The following is a 16,697-nucleotide window of genomic DNA, read 5'->3' on the forward strand; positions in this document are numbered from 1 at the left end:
GGTTCGGCGGACGTGGCGCGCGTGGCCACTGGTTCAGCGGATGCGGTGTTCGTGGTCTCCGGTGTCGTGCTCCGCGTCCCGGTGGCCGTCCGCGGTGTCCTCGTCCGTACGCCACAGCGGATGCTCACGGGCCGCCCACGCCCGCTCGACCCGGCCCGTGCGCATCCCGCGCCGGGCCTCCGGATCGGCGAACGCCTTGCCGATGTGGCCGAGCAGGACGATGCCGATGGCCAGCGCCAGCCAGTCGTGGACAAAGGTGGCGCTGGTGCGCCACACCAGCGGGGCCAGATCGGTGAACCACATCAGCAGCCCAGTGCCCGCCATCACCATCACGGCGCCCGCGATATACCCCGCGTACAGCTTCTGCCCGGCGTTGAACTTCCCCGCCGGGCGCTCCTGTCGCCGGTGGTCGCGGCGCAGCGCAGCGCGCAGCCAGCGGCGGTCGTGCGGGCCGAAGCGGTTGAGGCGAGTGAGATCGGCGCGGAAGGCGCGGGAGGCGAGCCCGAGCAGGGCCGGGAGGGGCGTCAGGATGCCGCTCCACTCATGGACGGTGACGACGAGGGCGCGCCGCCCGACGAGTTCGGCGAGCTCGGGCAGATAGAGACAGCCCGCGCTGAGCACACACACGCCCAGCAGGAGGGCCGTGGTGCGGTGGATCCAGCGCTCGGCGGGGCTGAACCGGCGCACCCGCGACCCGTCCCGGTCCCGGTCTTCGGCTCGCGACGTCGCGGTCTTCGTCCGCTCAGGCGGTGGGGTCATCGTCGCGTCCGTTCGATCTGCCGACCCAGGCGTCGACGTCATAGCCCCGGTCCTCCCAATAGCCGGGCCGCACCTGATCGGTGACGGTGATACCGGAGAGCCATTTCGCCGACTTGTAGAAGTACATGGGCGCCACATACAGCCGCACCGGCCCGCCGTGGGAGTGTCCCAGCGGCTTGTCCCGCAGCTTCAGCGCGACCAGGACGTCCGCGCGCCGCGCCTGATCGAGGGTCAGGCTCTCGCTGTACGCGCCGTCGAAGCAGGTGAAGCGGACGGCCTTGGCCCGCGAACGCACCCCGGCGGCGTCGAGCAGCGTCGACAGCCGCACCCCCTCGAACGGGGTCTCGGGCACCCGCCAGCCGGTGACGCACTGGACATCGCGGACGAGGCGGGTCTGCGGGAGCGCGCGCAGATCGGCGAGGCGGTACTCGGCGGGCTTGTCGACGAGTCCGTCGACGGTGAGACGGTAGCTGTCGGCGTCCTTGTGGGGCACGGAGGAGGTGACGGAGTAGTAGCGGAATCCCCCGCCGTTGGGGAGGAGTCCGGTCACCCCCGTCGGGTCCTTGTCGGCCACCGCTCCCAGAGCGGCCTCCAGGCGGCCCTGCAGCCAGGGGGCCGCGGCCATCGCGCCGGCCCCGAGGCCGAGCATGCCGAGGACGAGGCGCCGGCCGACGGGGGCGCCGTGGCCGTCGGATCCGGCACCGGTGTTGGGGTCCATGGGTCGATAAGAGCACCGGGCGGGGGTGGTGCGCCATATTCGCCCGGGATTCGTCAGACTTCGGTAAGACTCCGGGACCCGGGAGCCCGGGGGCCACGCCCCGGGTCTACCCCACCGCCTTGGCCGCCGCCCGGCCCGCCGTACGGCCCGAGAAGAGACAGCCGCCCAGGAAGGTGCCCTCCAGGGAGCGGTAGCCGTGCACTCCCCCGCCGCCGAAGCCCGCCGCCTCCCCGGCCGCGTAGACACCGGGCAGCGGTTCGCCGCCCTCGGTCAGGACGCGGGAGGAGAGGTCCGTCTCGAGGCCGCCGAGCGTCTTGCGGGTCAGGATGTTCAGGCGCACGGCGATCAGCGGACCCGCCTTGGGGTCGAGGATGCGGTGCGGGGCCGCGGTGCGGATCAGCCGGTCGGCCACATATTTGCGGGTGCCGCGCAGGGCGGTGACCTGGAGGTCCTTGGTGTAGGGGTTGGCGATCTCGCGGTCGCGGGCGACGATCTCCCGCCGCAGCCCCTCCTCGTCGATGAGCGGCTCCTTGGTGAGCGCGTTCATCCGCCGGACCAGCGCCGGCAGCGACCGCTCCACGATGAAGTCCGCGCCGTGGTCCATGAACGCCTGGACCGGGCCCGGGGCCCCGGCCCGGCCGCGGCCGATCACCTCGCGGACGCTCTTGCCGGTGAGGTCGGGGTTCTGCTCGGAGCCGGAGAGCGCGAACTCCTTCTCGATGATCTTCCGGGTGAGCACGAACCAGGTGTAGTCGTAGCCGGTCCGCATGATGTGCTCGAGCGTGCCGAGGGTGTCGAAGCCGGGGAACAGCGGCACCGGCAACCGCTTGCCGCGCGCGTCGAACCACAGGGAGGACGGGCCGGGCAGGATGCGGATGCCGTGCCGGGGCCAGATGGGGTTCCAGTTCTCGATGCCCTCGGTGTAGTGCCACATCCGGTCGCGGTTGATGATGCGGCCGCCGGTCGCCTCGGTGATGCCGAGCATATGGCCGTCCACATGGGCCGGGACTCCGGAGATCATCCGCTCGGGCGGGGAGCCCAGCCGCTCGGGCCAGTTGGCGCGGACCAGGTCGTGGTTGCCGCCGATGCCGCCGGAGGTGATGATCACGGCTTGGGCGCGCAGTTCGAAGGCTCCGGCCACCTCGCGGCCGCTGGGGGTGCCGCGCTCGGCGTCGCTGGGCTCCAGGATGTCGCCGGTGACGGTGTCGACCGTGCCCGCGCTGCGGGCCAGCCCCGTCACCCGGTGCCGGAAGCGCAGCTCGACCAGGCCACGGGCGGCCGCCGCCCGCACCCGCCGCTCGAAGGGGGCGACGACACCGGGGCCGGTGCCCCAGGTGATGTGAAAGCGGGGCACGGAGTTGCCATGGCCGGTGGCGTCATAGCCGCCGCGCTCGGCCCAGCCGACGAGCGGGAACAGCCGCAGCCCCTGGGCGTGCAGCCAGGACCGCTTCTCGCCGGCGGCGAAGTCGACGTACGCCTCGGCCCAGCGGCGCGGCCAGTGGTCCTCCTCGCGGTCGAACCCGGCCGTGCCCAGCCAGTCCTGCCAGGCGAGTTCATGGCTGTCGCGGACGCGCAGCCGGCGCTGCTCGGGTGAGTCGACGAGGAAGAGACCGCCGAAGGACCAGTGGGCCTGACCGCCGAGCGACTGCTCGGGCTCCTGGTCGAGCAGGATCACCTTACGGCCGGCATCGGCCAGTTCGGCGGTGGCGGCGAGGCCCGCGAGCCCCGCGCCGACCACGATCACGTCCGCGTCGTACGCCATGGTGTGGTGTCCGTTCTCGTGAGCCCGCCGACGCCCGCCGAGGCGTCATGACCGCGATCCTGCCTACCGCCCAGTACGGCGTCAACCCGGGGTGTGGGAGCGGTTTCCGGCCGCTTCCGGCCCGCCAACCTCCCCGCGAAACATCGACGTAGAATAAAAGGTCACAATCGTTCACCGAGATTGGACACGGTTAGGCCAACCGTGCATCATCAACGACCATGGCTGACCGCTCCGTTGAGCATTCAGGGCCGACGCCCGAGGTGGAACGTCGCGTGGTGAACCCGACGCTCGTCACCCCCGGCCCGCAGCCCCTCCAAGCCGGGCCGCCCGTGGACGAGGCGCAGGTGCTCCGCGGCGAGGTGATCGGGCCCCGGCACGCCCGCCGCCGCCCGGTGGACAACCGCCGTAAGGCGGCCGCCGGGGCGATTCTGCTGTCGGCCACCGGCGCCGCCACCGCCCTCTTCATGCTCATGGGCAAGGACGCCCGTGAGGCGACGGCCTCCTCCGGACACGACACCTCGACGGCCGCCCCGGACGAGCCGGAGAGCCATACCGTCCCGTACGCCGAGGCGGCGGTGGGCGACACCCCGCTGCGCGGTGCGCGCGCCGAGAAGCCCAAGCCGCAGCCGCCCGCCGCCCAGCCCGTGGCCCAGGCCCCGGCGGCCGACCCCACGCCGGACAAGTCCCGGAACCCGTCCGCCGGCAAGAGCCGCTCCACGCCGTCCTGGCCGGGCTGGTCGTCCCGGGGGCCGGGACAGTACGACGACTGGCAGGACGCGGTGGATGCCTTCGACCGGTGGGCCGAGCGGCAGCAGGAGCGGCAGCGCGACGAGGGCGGCGGCTATGGCGGTGGAACCGGCTATGGCGACGGCTACGGCGGTGGCTATGGGGGCGGCCAGGGCGGCGGGTACGACGGCGGCTATGGCGGTGGAACCGGCTACGACGGCGGCTATGGGGGCGACTACGGCGGCGGATACGGCGGTGGCCTCCGGCGCTGACCGGTCCCGCGATCTGCTTGTATGGCGGTATGCCTGATCAGGAACCGCTTTCCGCCAACGAACTGCTCGACATCGTGGACGAGCGGGACCGCGTGGTCGGCCAGGCCCGACGCGGCGACGCCATGGCCCACCGGCTCCGGCACCGCTGCGTCTTCATCCAGGCCCGGGACGCCCAGGGCCGGATCTTCGTCCATCGCCGCACCGCCGAGAAGCTGGTCTTCCCCTCGCTGTACGACATGTTCGTCGGCGGGGTGGTCGGCGCGGGCGAGGGCTATGACGAGGCGGCGCTGCGCGAGGCGGAGGAGGAGCTGGGGGTGCGGGGGCTGCCCGCACCCGTACCGCTGTTCTCGTTCCTCTACGAGACGCCCGAGCACACCTGGTGGAGCCGGGTCTACGAGGTGCGCTGCGAGCTGCCGGTCGATCCGCAGGCCGAGGAGGTCGCCTGGCACGCCTTTCTCACCGAGGACGAGCTGACCCGGCGGCTGCCCGAGTGGGAGTGGGTGCCGGACGGGCGGGAGGCGTACCGGCGGCTGATGGAGTGGCGCCGTGAGAGGGTCGAAGCGTGACCGAATCCTCCGGGCCCGGACCTTCGGAGCCTCCGCAGCCTTCGGAGCCTGCACAGCCTGCCGAGCCGCGTGGCGGCGGTCTCGCCTCGGCGGCGTCGGACGTACGGCTGTGGTTCGCGCCCGAGCGGCTGCGGGAGGAGGGCGGCACCCCCGACTACCGCTTCTCACTCGCCAACGAACGGACCTTCCTCGCCTGGCTGCGCACCGCGATGGCGCTGGTGGGCGGCGGCTTCGCGGTCGACCAGTTCCTCCCGGAGATCGCCCGGCCGCTGCGGCTCGCGCTGGCGCTCGTCCTGCTGGCGGGCGGCGCGCTGTGCGCCCTGCGGGCCATCAGCCACTGGGTGCGCTGCGAGCGGGCCATGCGGCGGGGCGAGGACCTGCCGATGTCCCGCTTCCCGGTGGTGCTCGGGCTCGCGGTCGGAGTGGTCGCGCTGCTGATGGTGATCGTGGCCGCCTTCGGGTGGGGCGGGTGACCCGGGAGGTGTGAGGCGATGCCGGAGGGGAAAGGGACGCACGGACCACGAACGCGGGACCGGGACCCCGGGCTCCAACCGGAGCGGACGCGGCTGGCCTGGCGCCGTACGACGCTGGCGTGCGCGGTGGCCGCCTCGCTCGCGGGCCGGCAGACCCTGCACGGCGGTATCGACCCGGCCTCGCTGGTGGTCCTGGCCCTGGTGGTGGTGGCCTGGCTCGCTTTCCTGGCGCTGGCCCACCGCCGCATCCGGGCCATGCGCATGCCACGTCCGCCCGCCCTGTCCCCGCGGGCGGCCGTGGCCGCGGGGACCTGCACCCTCGCCCTGGCCGTCCTGGGAGCGGCCATGCTGCGCTGAGACCGCGCCCGGTGCCGCACTCCTCCGGCGGTCCCGGGCGGGGACCCTGGTGCCGCGGGGACCGACCCCGCCGCGCGCCCCCGCCCATGGTCGTCGCGCCTACTGGACGAAGCGCACGTCGGGGTAGGAGGCGGACGGCGTCCCCTGGCATTCCATGAGGTGTTCGGGCCGGTTTCTCAGGGCCACCACGAGGGTGATCCCTGTCGCTCAGTCCACCGCGATGGCGATCTTGCCCCTGGCGTGGCCCTCCATGCTGAGCCGCTGGGCGTCCGCCGTCTTCCGGAGGGGGAAGACCGCCGCGACCTCGACGCCGAGGGCGCCGCGCTCGGCGAGGTCGGTGAGGTCCTGGAGGTCGTCGGGGTCGGGGCGGACGAAGACGTAGTGGCCGCCGAGGCCGAGGACGGCGGGGTCGGCGATGGAGGCCAGGCGGCCTTCGGGGGCGAGGAGTTCGGCGGAGACGGTGAGCGCGTCGCCGCCGACCAGGTCGAGCACGGCGTCCACCCCGTTCGGGGCGAGGGCGCGGACCCGTTCGGCGAGGCCCTCCCCGTATGCGGTCGGCTCCGCGCCGAGCGCGCGCAGATACTCATGGTTGCGCTCACTCGCGGTGCCGATCACGCGGGCACCCATGTGCCGGGCCAGCTGGACCGCCATCGAGCCGACCCCGCCCGCCGCCGCGTGGACCAGGACGGTGTCGCCCTCACCGACCCTCAGCGCCCGCACCAGCGACTGGTAGGCCGTCAGCCCCGCCAGCGGGATGCCCGCGGCCTGGGTGAAGGAGAGGTTCCGCGGCTTGCGGGCGAGGGTGCGGATGGGCGCCGCCACATACTCGGCGCAGGTGCCCCGGGAGAGGAAGTCCTCCCGTACGTATCCGATCACCTCGTCGCCGGGCCGGAAGTCCGTCACCGCGGGGCCGGGCCGCTCCACGACCCCGGAGACGTCCCAGCCGGGGATCACCGGGAAGACCGCGTCCAGGAACGGTTCGAGATATCCGGCCTGCGCCTTCCAGTCGACGGGGTTCACGCTGGCGGCCCGGACCCTGATCAGGACGGAGTCGGGGCCGACCTTCGGCTCCGGCCGCTCCCCGTACTCCAGGATCTCGGGGCCGCCGTAGCGGGAGTAGGTGATGGCCTTCATGATGGCGCTCCTCGCGGCTCTCACATTCTCGCGGTTCTCACAGCTCCTCGCGGCTCTTCGGGACTCCTCGCGGCTCTCACGTTCTCCTTGCCGCGCTCCTCCCCTTCGACGCTCCTGCTCCCCCACCGCCGGCGCAAATCCGCACCGCCACGGCCGCCGCCCCGGCGCTAAGCCGGGCTCTGCGCCGCCAGCGGCGGCAGCGCGGCCCGTGGCTCCACCCCGCCGAACCAGAAGCCGAGCAGAAACGCGACGGTGGACTCCAGCAGGCGGGCCCGCTCCAGGCCCCCGGCGTCCAGCGGTACGCAGCCCATATCGCGGACCAGCGTGCGTACGGCCTCCAGGGCCTTCTCGTCGTCCCCGCACAGCGGGACCGCCAGCGGTCCGTCGGCGAAGACCGGCGGGGTCATCCGCCACACCGCGTCCGAGCAGTGGCAGAACGCCTTCACGACCCGTGCCCCGACGGCCCGTGCGGCGATCCGCTCGGCCATGCCCGGTCCGCCGTCGGTGGCGAGGGTGAAGCGCCCGGGGACGACCGCGTTGGTGCAATCGATCAGCGCCCGGCCGCTCAGCGTGCCCTTCGCCGCGCCCGCCGCCTCCAGCGCCGCCTCCACCCCGCCGTACGCCACCGCCAGCAGCGTCACCGCGCCGAATCCGGCGGCCTCGCGCAGACTCCCCGCCCGCGCGCCGTGGCCGATCCGGGCGGCCAGCGCCGCCGCCTTCGGCCGCGAGCGGCCGCCGATGAACAGCTCGTGCCCCGCCCGCGCCCACTGGGTCCCCAGCGCGTCCGCCATCGTGCCCGTGCCCAGCACTCCGATCCGCATCGCGGTCTCCTCCTCGTTCTCGCCTGCCGATGGGGAAGGACACTAGGAAGTCCGTCGCACACCGCGCGGTGTGCGACGGATGCGCTAGGACGGACGGCGGTCAGCAGGTCAGGAGGTCATCAGTGAGTGAACCGGCGACGACATCGCGGCCCCTCGCACCGGAGGGATTCATCGCCGACTGCCGGGCGCGGCTGGGCTTCGATCTGCTGGCCCGCACCTGGACCGCCGTCGTGATCTTCGGACTGCGGGAGGGGCCGCGCCGCCCAGGCGAACTGCGCGAGGCGATCGGCGGCATCAGCCCGAAGGTGCTCAACGACACTCTGCGCCGCCTGGAGGACGACGGGCTGGTGGAGCGGCGCCGATACGCGGAGGCGCCGCCCCGGGTCGAGTACGCGCTGACCCCGCTCGGGGAGACCTTGCTGGGGCCGGTCGAGGCGCTGGGTGCCTGGTCGGTGGAGTACGGGGAGGCGGTGGTCGAGGCCCAGGAGCGGGCCGGGGAACGGGCCGGGGAACGGGCCGAGCGGGGGCGGGGGCGGTAGTTCCGAGCCCTCCGGGCCGCGGTCCCGATGTGCCCGGTGAGGCACCGGCACTGGACTACATACCGACTGGTCGGCATCATGTTGCGGAGCGGTTCGTCCGCTCCCCTGACCGAGCGGCTGTGCGCAGTACCGAGAAGTACCGAGGAAACCCAGGAAGAGGTTCGATGAACGCAGGCAATCCCCCAGGGCTCGACCTCGATCGGCTCCGCGCCCACCTCGGCCGCGAACGCGCGGGACTGGTGCGCGGGCCGCTGAGCGCCGAGCTGATCGAAGGCGGCCGTTCGAATCTCACCTACACCGTCACCGACGGCACCTCCCGCTGGGTCGTCCGCCGGCCGCCGCTGGGCCATGTGCTCGCCACCGCCCATGACATGGCGCGGGAACACCGGGTGATCAGCGCCCTGCACCCGACGGCCGTGCCGGTGCCGGAACCGGTGCTGCTGTGCGAGGACGAGACGGTGGTCGGATCGCCCTTCTACGTCATGGAGTTCGTCGAGGGCACCCCGTACCGCACGGCCGAGCAGCTCGCCGGCATCGGCCCGGAGCGCACCCGGGAGGTCGTCCTCTCCCTCGTCGACACCCTCGTGGCGCTGCACTCCGTGGACCCGGCCGAGGTCGGGCTCGGCGACTTCGGGCGCCCGGAGGGGTTCCTGGAGCGGCAGCTTCGCCGCTGGGGCAAGCAGCTGGCGGCCTCGCGCAGCCGTGAGCTGTCCGGGATCGACGAGCTGCACACCCGGCTCGCCACGGCGCTGCCGGCCTCCCCTACGCCCACGGTCGTCCACGGCGACTACCGCCTGGACAACGTCCTGGTGAACGCCGACGACCGGATCACGGCGATCCTCGACTGGGAGATGTCCACGCTCGGCGATCCGCTGACCGACCTCGGGCTGATCGTGATGTACAGCGGTCATCCGAATCTCGCCGACTCCCCCATCTCCTCCACCCAGGGCGCCCCCGGCCACCCCGCCACGGACGAGCTGATCCAGCGCTATGCCGAGGGTTCGGGGCGCGATGTGAGCCTCGTGTCCTGGTACACCGCCTTCGCCTACTTCAAGCTCGCGGTGATCCTCGAGGGCATCCACTACCGCTACACCCTCGGCCAGACCGTCGGCGCGGGCTTCGACCGCATCGGCGACATCGTCCCCGCCTTCATCGACCACGGCCTCACCACCCTCGAGGAGAGCTGATCCTGTCATGGACTTCGCATTCGACGCCCGGACCGAAGAGCTGCGCGCCAAACTGCTCGCCTTCATGGACGAGCACGTCCATCCGGCGGAAGCGGTCGTGGAGGAGCAGCGCGCGTCCCTGGACTCCCCGTGGCAGACCCCGCCGATCGTCGGCGAGCTCAAGGCCGAGGCCCGCCGGCAGGGGCTGTGGAACCTCTTCCTGCCCGACGCCGAGTACGGCGCGGGGCTGACCAATCTCCAGTACGCCCCGCTCGCGGAGATCACCGGCCGCAGCCCCCAACTGGCCCCCACCGCCCTGAACTGCGCCGCCCCGGACACCGGCAATATGGAGGTGCTCGTCCAGTTCGGCGACGAGCGGCAGCGCAAGCAGTGGCTGGAGCCGCTGCTCGCGGGGGAGATCCGGTCGGCCTTCGCGATGACCGAGCCGGAGGTCGCCTCGTCCGACGCGACCAATATCGAGACCCGGATCGAGCGCGACGGCGACGACTACGTCATCACCGGGCGCAAGTGGTACATCTCCGGGGCGATGAACCCCGACTGCAAGATCTTCATCGTGATGGGCAAGACCGACCCGGAGGGCGCCGATGTGCGCCGCCAGCAGTCGATGGTGCTGGTGCCGCGCGACACCCCGGGCGTCGAGGTGCGGCGGGCGATGCGGGTGTACGGCTACGAGGACCACTACCACGGCGGCCACGCCGAGGTGGTCTTCGACCGGGCGCGGGTGCCGGTGAGCAACCTCATCGGCGAGGAGGGCGGCGGTTTCGCCATCGCCCAGGCCCGTCTCGGCCCCGGCCGGATCCACCACTGCATGCGGCTGATCGGCATGGCCGAGCGCGGTATCGAGCTGATGTGCCGACGGGCAGTGGACCGTACGGCCTTCGGCAAGGCGCTCGCCCAGCAGGGCCAGGTCCATGAGTGGATCGCGGACGCGCGGGTGGCGGTCGAGCAGCTGCGGCTGCTGGTGCTGAAGACGGCCTGGCTGATGGACACGGTGGGCAACCGCGAGGCGCACACCGAGATCCAGGCCATCAAGATCGCGACGCCGCGTACGGTGGTTCAGATTCTGGACCGGGCGGTGCAGTTGCATGGCGCGGGCGGGGTGAGCCAGGACTTCCCGCTGGCCGAGCTGTGGGCGGCCGCGCGGACGCTGCGGCTGGCGGACGGGCCGGACGAGGTGCATCAACGGTCGCTGGCGCGGCGCGAGTTGAAGCGGTACGTGTAGCTGAAGCGGTACGGGTGAGGGCGGGGCGGGGTTTGTTTCCCCACCCCGCCCCTTCCCGGCAGCATCCGATATGCGGCTCCGCCGCGTGGGGAGGCTCCGCCCCCGGGCCCCGGGCCTCAAACTCCCCCAGCTACCGCTGGGAGGTGCCCCCTGGACGGGCTGAACTACGGCCGCAGCGCGCGCAGCAGTAGGTCGGCCAGGTGGTCGGCGACCTCCTGGGGGCCCAGCAGGCCGCCGGGCCGGTACCAGGTGCCCAGGTGGTGCACGGAGCCGAAGTGGTAGTCCACCACCAGATCGGCCGGGGTCCGGGAGCTGAACACCCCGGTCCGCTGCCCCTCCTCGATCAGCGCGCGGAACCGCTCGTGGTAGCGGCGCCGCTCGGCGCGCACCTGCTTGTGCTTCTCCGGGCTGAGTTGGTGCATCGACCGGAAGAAGATGGTGGCGTCGTCGAGGTTCTCGATGGTGGTCACCACGACATCGGCCGCCGCGTCCCGCAGCCGCGTCTCCACCGGTGCGTCGGCGTCCGCGAAGGCGTCCAGGCGCTCCTGCTGGAGCCGGAGCACCCGGCCGTAGATCTCATGGAGCAGATCGTCCTTGGAGCCGAAGTAGTGGTAGAGCGCGCCCTTGGTGACGCCCGCCGCCTCGACGATCTCCTGTACGGACGTCCGGTCGTATCCGCGCTCCGCGAACAGGCGGGTGGCAGCCGCCAGCAGCCGCTGTGGCACCGGCTGTCCGTCACCGTCCGTCGTTTTGGCCATGGTCGCCACCCGTTCTCTTCTGCCCTTCTGACTTTCTCTCTCATCCTCGCAGTTCCCGCCGGAGGATCTTGCCACTCGTCGTCTTGGGCAGCTCGGGCAGGATCTCCACCTCGCGCGGGTACTTGTACGCGGCGAGCCGCTCCGCACAGTACGCGGACAGCTCGTCCGGTGTGGCCTCGGCCTCCGGTCGGAGGCTCACATACGCCTTGACCGTCTCGCCGCGGTACGCGTCGGGTTTGCCGACGACGGCCGCCTCCCGCACGGCGGGGTGAGTGTAGAGCACGTCCTCGACCTCGCGCGGCCACACCTTGAACCCCGAGGCGTTGATCATGTCCTTCTTGCGGTCGACCACGTACAGCCAGCCGCCCTCGTCCATGAAGCCGATGTCGCCGGTGCGCAGCTCCCCGTCCGGGAGGGCGACCGCGGTGGCCTCCGGGCGCCGCCAGTAGCCGGGCACCACCATCGGGCCGCGGACGACGATCTCGCCCTGCTCGCCGAACGGCACGTCCTGCCCGGCGTCGTCCACGATGCGCACGATCGTGTCGGCGCCGGGAACGCCGACGGCGAGGGTGCCGGAGACCGGGTCGACGGGGGCGCGGACACCGGGCGGGACGCTGGCGCAGGGCGCGGTGCACTCGGTGAGCCCGTAGCCGTTGTGCAGATACGGGCCGAGGGCCGTCTGGAACCGCTCGACCAGCGCGGGCGGCAGCGGGGCGCCGCCGGAGGAGATGATCCGGAAGGACGAGAAGTGGTCGCGGCCGGCCTGGGGGTGGGCCATCAGCGCCATGAAGGCGGTGGAGGGGCCCACCGTGTAGACGGGGCGGTGCTCGGCGAAGGCGTCGAGGACGACGCCGGTCTCGAAGCGGTAGGCCAGGGCCAGGGTGCCCGCTCCGGACATGCACGCGCACAGCTCGCAGACCATGCCGGTGATGTGGAACAGCGGGGCCAGCGCGAAGAGCGTCGAGCCTTCGGGCAGCTCGTGGAGGAGGTGCTGCCGGTCGGCGTTGTAGGAGATGTTGCCGTGGGTGTTGGTGGCCCCCTTGGGGGTGCCGCTGGTCCCGGAGGTGTAGCTGATCAGCGCGATGTCCTCGGCGCTGGGCGCGGGGACGGACGGCGGGCGGGCCCCGGCGCGGGCGGCGGCGAGGAGGTCCTCGGTGTCCTCGGGGACCGGGAGGGGCTCCTCGCGCAGCACCCGCTCGTCGTCGCGGGTCTGGAACTGACGGGCGTCGGCGGTGAACGCGATGCGCACCGGGGACGCGGCGGCCGTCTCGCGGACGTAGTCCGCCCAGGCGTGGCGGGAGCAGACCAGGGCGCTCACCTCGGCGTCGCCGAGGATGTGTGCGAGCTCGGCGCCCTTGTACATGGGGTTGACCGGGACGACCGTACCGCCCGCCTTCCACGCGCCCAGCAGCGCGAGCACGAAGTGCGGGGTGTTCTGGAGCATGATCGCCATCCGGTCGCCGGGCCCGAAGCCGCGCTCGGCGAGATGGCCGGCTATGCCGTCGGAGAGCTCATCGACCTCGCGGTAGGTCAGCCGTCCGTCGAAGTAGGCGAGCGCCGGATGGCCGGGGGCGGTGCGCACGGCGTCCCGGAAGGCGTGCAGCGGACTCGGCCGCGGGGTGATCTTCCGGCGCTGTGCCTCGGTGAGCTGGGCGAGCCATGGCTGGTCCTGGTACGTGGTCATGGGTGCGGCCCTGTCTGGACGGGGGTGCGGGTGGTGGTGCGGAGAGTACGGGAGCGGCGGACCCGCGGGGTCAGCCCGAGGTCCCGGATGCCGCCTCGAGATCCTCGAGCTTGCGCTGCAGCTTGTTGATGCCGCCCAGCCAGCGGTCGGTGTCGCCGGCGCGGGCCGCGTAGTGGCGGGCCACCTCGGGGTGCGGAAGGATCAGGAAGCGCTCCTCCTCGATGCCCGCGAGGACGGCGTCGGCGACCTGCTCGGGCTCGATCGCGGTGGGCGCCAGCACCAGGTCCCCGGCGGTCCCGGTGGCGGTCAGCATGTCGGTGCGCACCCCCTGCGGGCAGACGGCGTGGACGCCGATGCCGCGGTGGCGGTAGGTGGCGGAAAGCCACTCGGCGAAGGCGAGCGCGGCGTGCTTGGAGACGGCGTAGGGCGCCGAGCCGATCATGGTGAGTATCCCGGCGGCGGAGACGGTGGCGACGAAGCGGCCGCTGCCGCGCTCCAGCCACTCGGGCAGCAGCTCCCGGGCGGCCCGCACATGGGCCATCACATTGACGTCCCAGGACTGCTGCCACAGCTCCTCGTCGGCCTCGGGGCCGCCGTCGTGGCCGACGCCCGCGTTGGCGCAGAAGATGTCGATGGCGCCGCCGAGCGCTTCACGGGCCGCGGGCACGACGCCGGAGGCGTCGCCGGGGACGGCGGTCGCGCCGATCTCCTCGGCGACGGCGGCGGCCTTGGCGGCGTCGAGGTCGTTCACCACGACCTGCGCGCCCTCGGCGGCGAAGCGCCGGGCGAGCGCGGCGCCGATGCCACCCCCCGCCCCGGTGACCACAACACGCGCCCCACGCACGGTACCCACGATTCGCAACTCCTCGGATCGACTCGGATCGGCTCCTGCCCGCAGCGCAGACTAACCAGTCGGTATGTGTCAACGGAAGAGGCACACCCGGCCTCCCGGCGCACGGCCGGCGGGTTACCGGCCGGGGCGCTTCTCGCGCATCACCCCGCGCCAGCGGGCGTTCTCCCCGGCGAGCGCGTCCCACAGCACGTTGAGCGGATGACCGGAGTCCTGCGCGGTGCGCTCCCCGGCCCGTACGAACACCCCGATCAGCACTTCCAGCTCCGGCCCCACGCCGTCGGTCAGCTCCAGGGTGCGCAGTCCGGCACCGGCGCGGATCCGCCCGTCGGCCACCGCGTCGCCGATGCCCTCGGTGACCAGCACACAGCCGCGCAGTACCCCCGAGGAGAGCAGCTCCAGCCCGTACTGCACGGTGTCGATCTCGGCCGCGATACGCAGCTCCTGGCGGTAGCGGGCGCCGAACCAGCCACGCAGAAAGCCGGGTATGAGGCCGTCGGCCGAGACCGCGAGCGGCAGCCGGGGCAGCTCGCTCACCGGGACCGAGGGCCCGGGCAGCTCCTCGGCATCCAGGTTGGTGACCAGGGACAGCCCGCTGCGCCGCCACTCCATCACCTCGAAGCCGTCGAGCCGGCTGTCGTGGCCCGCGGTGGTGAGGACGCTGCCGCAGACCAGGTCGAGCTCCTTGGCGTCCAGCCGCTCCAGCAGATCCCGGGTGCGCACATGCTCGACCTTGAGCTCGACGCCCCGGCGGTCGAATTCCCCGGTGACCAACTCCACGGCATTCAGCAGAAAGCCGAGGGTGTATCGGGTGGAGCCGACACAGAGCCGGCTGCCGAGACGGCGGCGGCTGTCGTGCAGCCCCTCCAGCCAGTCCTCCAGGGTGCCGCGCGCGAGTCCGGCGAGGGACTCCCCGGTCGCGGTGAAGAGCACATTCTGACTGCGTCCCCGTTTGACCACCAGCGGCTCTCCGCACAGTGCGCCGAAGTTCCGGTTCAGGGTGTCCAGTTGTTTCTGCACACTGGACTGCTCCCGCCCCAGCAGCCGGGCGGCGCCCAGTGCGGTGCCCGCCTCATGGACCGCGAGCAACGTCCTGAGCTGGTCCATCGTGGTGTCCAGCAGCGCCGTCGGGTACTGCCATCGATCCTTTAAGGGCATTCCGGCCTTCCGCTCGAAGAGTATTCGGCACCCCAATGACGTTTCCGTTCGCAGCATAGTGCAGCGCCTTCCGGGTGAACTGATCCCGAGAACAGCGGGGATATTCTCCCGATGGATATTCGGGAATTCCCTATCTCCGGACGGTCCCGGAGTCGGGCATTCCAGGTTCCCGCCGCATCATTCCGGGTAAGTCGAACGGCTGGCCGATTGTCCGACGGCGACCGTATGCGTGTCGTATGGCCAGCGGACGGGGCAGTTGGGACGATGCCCGCACATCGGGCCATCCAAGGGGAGCAGCGATGACGGGGATGAGCGTACGGCCGTACTGGGAGCCGAGATTCGACGCCTACGGGGACGTCGACTTACGGCAGCGGGACCGGCTGCTGGAACAGGCCGCCCAGCGGGACCTCACGGATCTGGTGGTGTTCGCGCACGGCTGGAACAACACCCGGACGATGGCCACACGGCTGTACGACCGATTTTTCGCGCCCTTTCCGGAGCTGCTCGGCGAGGCGGGCCCGGCGCGGCTCGGCTATATGGGGGTGGTGTGGCCGTCGATGCGGTTCGCGGACGAGTCGCTCGCGGGCTCACCCCCCGAGCCGGCGCCCGGTGCGCCCCCGGACCTCGACGCGGACGTCCAGCGCCCGGGGCTCGACGCGGACACCCCGTGCCCGGGGCTCGACGCGGAGACCCACCGGGCGCTGGAGGTGGTCTTCCCGGGGCGGCGGCAGATCGTGGCGCGGCTGGCCGAGTTGCTGGCCGAGCGGTCCGAACGGCTGGCGGCGCTGGATGAGTTCGGGGTGCTGGTGCGCGGGCTGGTCCGGGTCCGGGGGGAGTACGGCACGGCCGGGGACACGGCGGAGGGGGACGGAGACGCGGACGCCGGCATACCGGCGATGTTCGGGGAGGACGTGGCGGAGGTCTGCGAGCGGTTCGCCGCCGCGCTCACCGCGGCGCGCGGCAAGTCCGATGCCGAGGACCGCGCCTTTCCCGACAGCGGGCTCGGCGGGCTGTGGGACGGGGCGCACGAGTTGCTCCGCCAGGCGACGTACTACGTGATGAGGCGGCGGGCCGGCGCGGTCGGGCGCGAGGGCCTGGGACCGGTGCTGGGCGCCCTCGCGGCCCTCCGGCCCGCCCCGCGGCTCCATCTGGTGGGCCACAGCTTCGGCGGCCGGCTGGTGTCGTACGCGCTGAGCGGGCTGCCCGAGGGCGCCACGGTGGCGTCGGTGACCCTGCTCCAGGGGGCGTTCTCGCACTACGCGTTCGCCGAGCGGCTGCCGCACGCCGCCGACCGCCGCGGCGCCCTGCACTCCGCCGCCCACCGGGTCCGCGGGCCCGTGGTGTCCTGCCATTCGCGGCATGACACCGCGCTCGGGCTGCTGTACCCGGTGGCGTCGCGGGCCTTGGGGGACGATGCCCCGCTGCTGCCGGACGACACCCGCTGGGGGGCGATCGGGTACGACGGCGTCCAGGCCGTGGAAGGGTGCCCGCGCCTGGACCTGGCCAAGGCGCTGGAGGGCCCGTTCCCGGCGGAGGGCTGTGTGAGCGTCGATGTCTCGGAGGTCGTACGGCACGGTGTGCCGCCGGCCGGGGCGCACAGCGACATCTGCCATGAGGAGCTGGCCCGGCTGGTGCTGCGCGCGGGCCGCATCGGAGAAGGGTAGCGGGCCGGGGGCGGGGCCTCGCCGGGTGCGAGGCCCCGCCCCCGGTG

The 16,697-nt window shown here is 72.6% G+C and carries 17 protein-coding genes; 8 read left to right on the top strand and 9 right to left on the bottom strand.

Going from position 1 to position 16,697, the window contains the following annotated elements:
• Positions 1–33: 33 nt before the first annotated feature.
• The 3 genes from AS97_RS12205 to AS97_RS12215 form a co-directional block, all read right to left on the bottom strand.
• A complete protein-coding gene (locus AS97_RS12205; protein ID WP_236669826.1) occupies positions 34–801 on the bottom strand; it encodes a cytochrome b/b6 domain-containing protein in 768 nt (255 codons plus the stop codon).
• Positions 743–1,477, bottom strand: coding sequence for a molybdopterin-dependent oxidoreductase (locus AS97_RS12210; protein WP_059146983.1), 735 nt, complete (start codon positions 1,475–1,477; stop codon positions 743–745). The genes AS97_RS12205 and AS97_RS12210 overlap by 59 nt, the downstream gene beginning before the upstream one ends.
• 106 nt (positions 1,478–1,583) lie before the next feature.
• Positions 1,584–3,239: an FAD-binding dehydrogenase gene (locus AS97_RS12215; RefSeq protein WP_059146982.1), complete on the bottom strand. Its 1,656-nt coding sequence runs from the start codon at positions 3,237–3,239 to the stop codon at positions 1,584–1,586.
• Positions 3,240–3,511: 272 nt separating this feature from the next.
• Here AS97_RS12215 and AS97_RS12220 point away from each other — a divergent pair, with 272 nt between their 5' ends.
• From AS97_RS12220 to AS97_RS12235, 4 genes are all read left to right on the top strand, one after another.
• Positions 3,512–4,237 (top strand): hypothetical protein, encoded by a 726-nt coding sequence (locus AS97_RS12220; protein WP_210564888.1) that lies wholly within the window; start codon positions 3,512–3,514, stop codon positions 4,235–4,237.
• Between the two features lie 29 nt (positions 4,238–4,266).
• Positions 4,267–4,803 carry an NUDIX domain-containing protein gene (locus AS97_RS12225; protein WP_086708420.1) on the top strand — a complete coding sequence of 179 codons (537 nt, stop codon included), beginning with the start codon at positions 4,267–4,269 and terminating at the stop codon, positions 4,801–4,803.
• A 107-nt stretch (positions 4,804–4,910) separates the two neighbouring features.
• Positions 4,911–5,276, top strand: a complete 366-nt coding sequence (locus AS97_RS12230) for a DUF202 domain-containing protein (RefSeq protein WP_059147027.1) — start codon at positions 4,911–4,913, stop codon at positions 5,274–5,276.
• A gap of 18 nt (positions 5,277–5,294) precedes the next feature.
• Entirely contained in the window at positions 5,295–5,633 is a 339-nt protein-coding gene (locus AS97_RS12235) for a DUF202 domain-containing protein (RefSeq protein ID WP_210564889.1), read from the top strand.
• Between the two features lie 207 nt (positions 5,634–5,840).
• Here AS97_RS12235 and AS97_RS12240 read toward each other — a convergent pair whose 3' ends face one another.
• The gene (locus AS97_RS12240) at positions 5,841–6,767 is read right to left on the bottom strand and encodes an NADP-dependent oxidoreductase (protein ID WP_125757503.1); all 927 of its coding nucleotides are present in this window, start codon (positions 6,765–6,767) and stop codon (positions 5,841–5,843) included.
• A 167-nt stretch (positions 6,768–6,934) separates the two neighbouring features.
• On the bottom strand, positions 6,935–7,588 hold the full coding sequence (locus AS97_RS12245) for an NAD(P)-binding domain-containing protein (RefSeq protein ID WP_059146977.1): 654 nt from the start codon (positions 7,586–7,588) through the stop codon (positions 6,935–6,937).
• 122 nt (positions 7,589–7,710) lie between these two features.
• On the opposite strand from AS97_RS12245, the gene AS97_RS12250 reads away from it, so the two are divergent.
• The 3 genes from AS97_RS12250 (at position 7,711) to AS97_RS12260 (ending at position 10,536) form a co-directional block, all read left to right on the top strand.
• Positions 7,711–8,127, top strand: a complete 417-nt coding sequence (locus AS97_RS12250; protein ID WP_086710586.1) for a helix-turn-helix domain-containing protein — start codon at positions 7,711–7,713, stop codon at positions 8,125–8,127.
• Positions 8,128–8,291: 164 nt separating this feature from the next.
• A complete protein-coding gene (locus tag AS97_RS12255) occupies positions 8,292–9,314 on the top strand; it encodes a phosphotransferase family protein (RefSeq protein ID WP_059146975.1) in 1,023 nt (340 codons plus the stop codon).
• A 7-nt stretch (positions 9,315–9,321) separates the two neighbouring features.
• Positions 9,322–10,536, top strand: coding sequence for an acyl-CoA dehydrogenase family protein (locus AS97_RS12260; RefSeq protein ID WP_059146974.1), 1,215 nt, complete (start codon positions 9,322–9,324; stop codon positions 10,534–10,536).
• 164 nt (positions 10,537–10,700) lie between these two features.
• On the opposite strand, the gene AS97_RS12265 is transcribed toward AS97_RS12260, so the two are convergent.
• From AS97_RS12265 to AS97_RS12280, 4 genes are all read right to left on the bottom strand, one after another.
• Positions 10,701–11,303 (bottom strand): TetR/AcrR family transcriptional regulator, encoded by a 603-nt coding sequence (locus AS97_RS12265; protein ID WP_079059643.1) that lies wholly within the window; start codon positions 11,301–11,303, stop codon positions 10,701–10,703.
• Positions 11,304–11,334: 31 nt separating this feature from the next.
• Positions 11,335–12,978 carry an AMP-binding protein gene (locus AS97_RS12270; protein ID WP_059146973.1) on the bottom strand — a complete coding sequence of 548 codons (1,644 nt, stop codon included), beginning with the start codon at positions 12,976–12,978 and terminating at the stop codon, positions 11,335–11,337.
• Positions 12,979–13,048: 70 nt separating this feature from the next.
• Positions 13,049–13,831, bottom strand: coding sequence for an SDR family oxidoreductase (locus tag AS97_RS12275; protein WP_086710052.1), 783 nt, complete (start codon positions 13,829–13,831; stop codon positions 13,049–13,051).
• A 114-nt stretch (positions 13,832–13,945) separates the two neighbouring features.
• On the bottom strand, positions 13,946–14,986 hold the full coding sequence (locus AS97_RS12280) for a LysR family transcriptional regulator (protein ID WP_125759033.1): 1,041 nt from the start codon (positions 14,984–14,986) through the stop codon (positions 13,946–13,948).
• Positions 14,987–15,285: 299 nt separating this feature from the next.
• On the opposite strand from AS97_RS12280, the gene AS97_RS12285 reads away from it, so the two are divergent.
• Positions 15,286–16,650 carry a serine-threonine protein kinase gene (locus AS97_RS12285; RefSeq protein WP_210564890.1) on the top strand — a complete coding sequence of 455 codons (1,365 nt, stop codon included), beginning with the start codon at positions 15,286–15,288 and terminating at the stop codon, positions 16,648–16,650.
• The last annotated feature ends 47 nt before the right edge of the window (positions 16,651–16,697 follow it).

The organism is Streptomyces sp. AgN23 (genome assembly GCF_001598115.1).
Classification (GTDB): domain Bacteria; phylum Actinomycetota; class Actinomycetes; order Streptomycetales; family Streptomycetaceae; genus Streptomyces; species Streptomyces antimycoticus.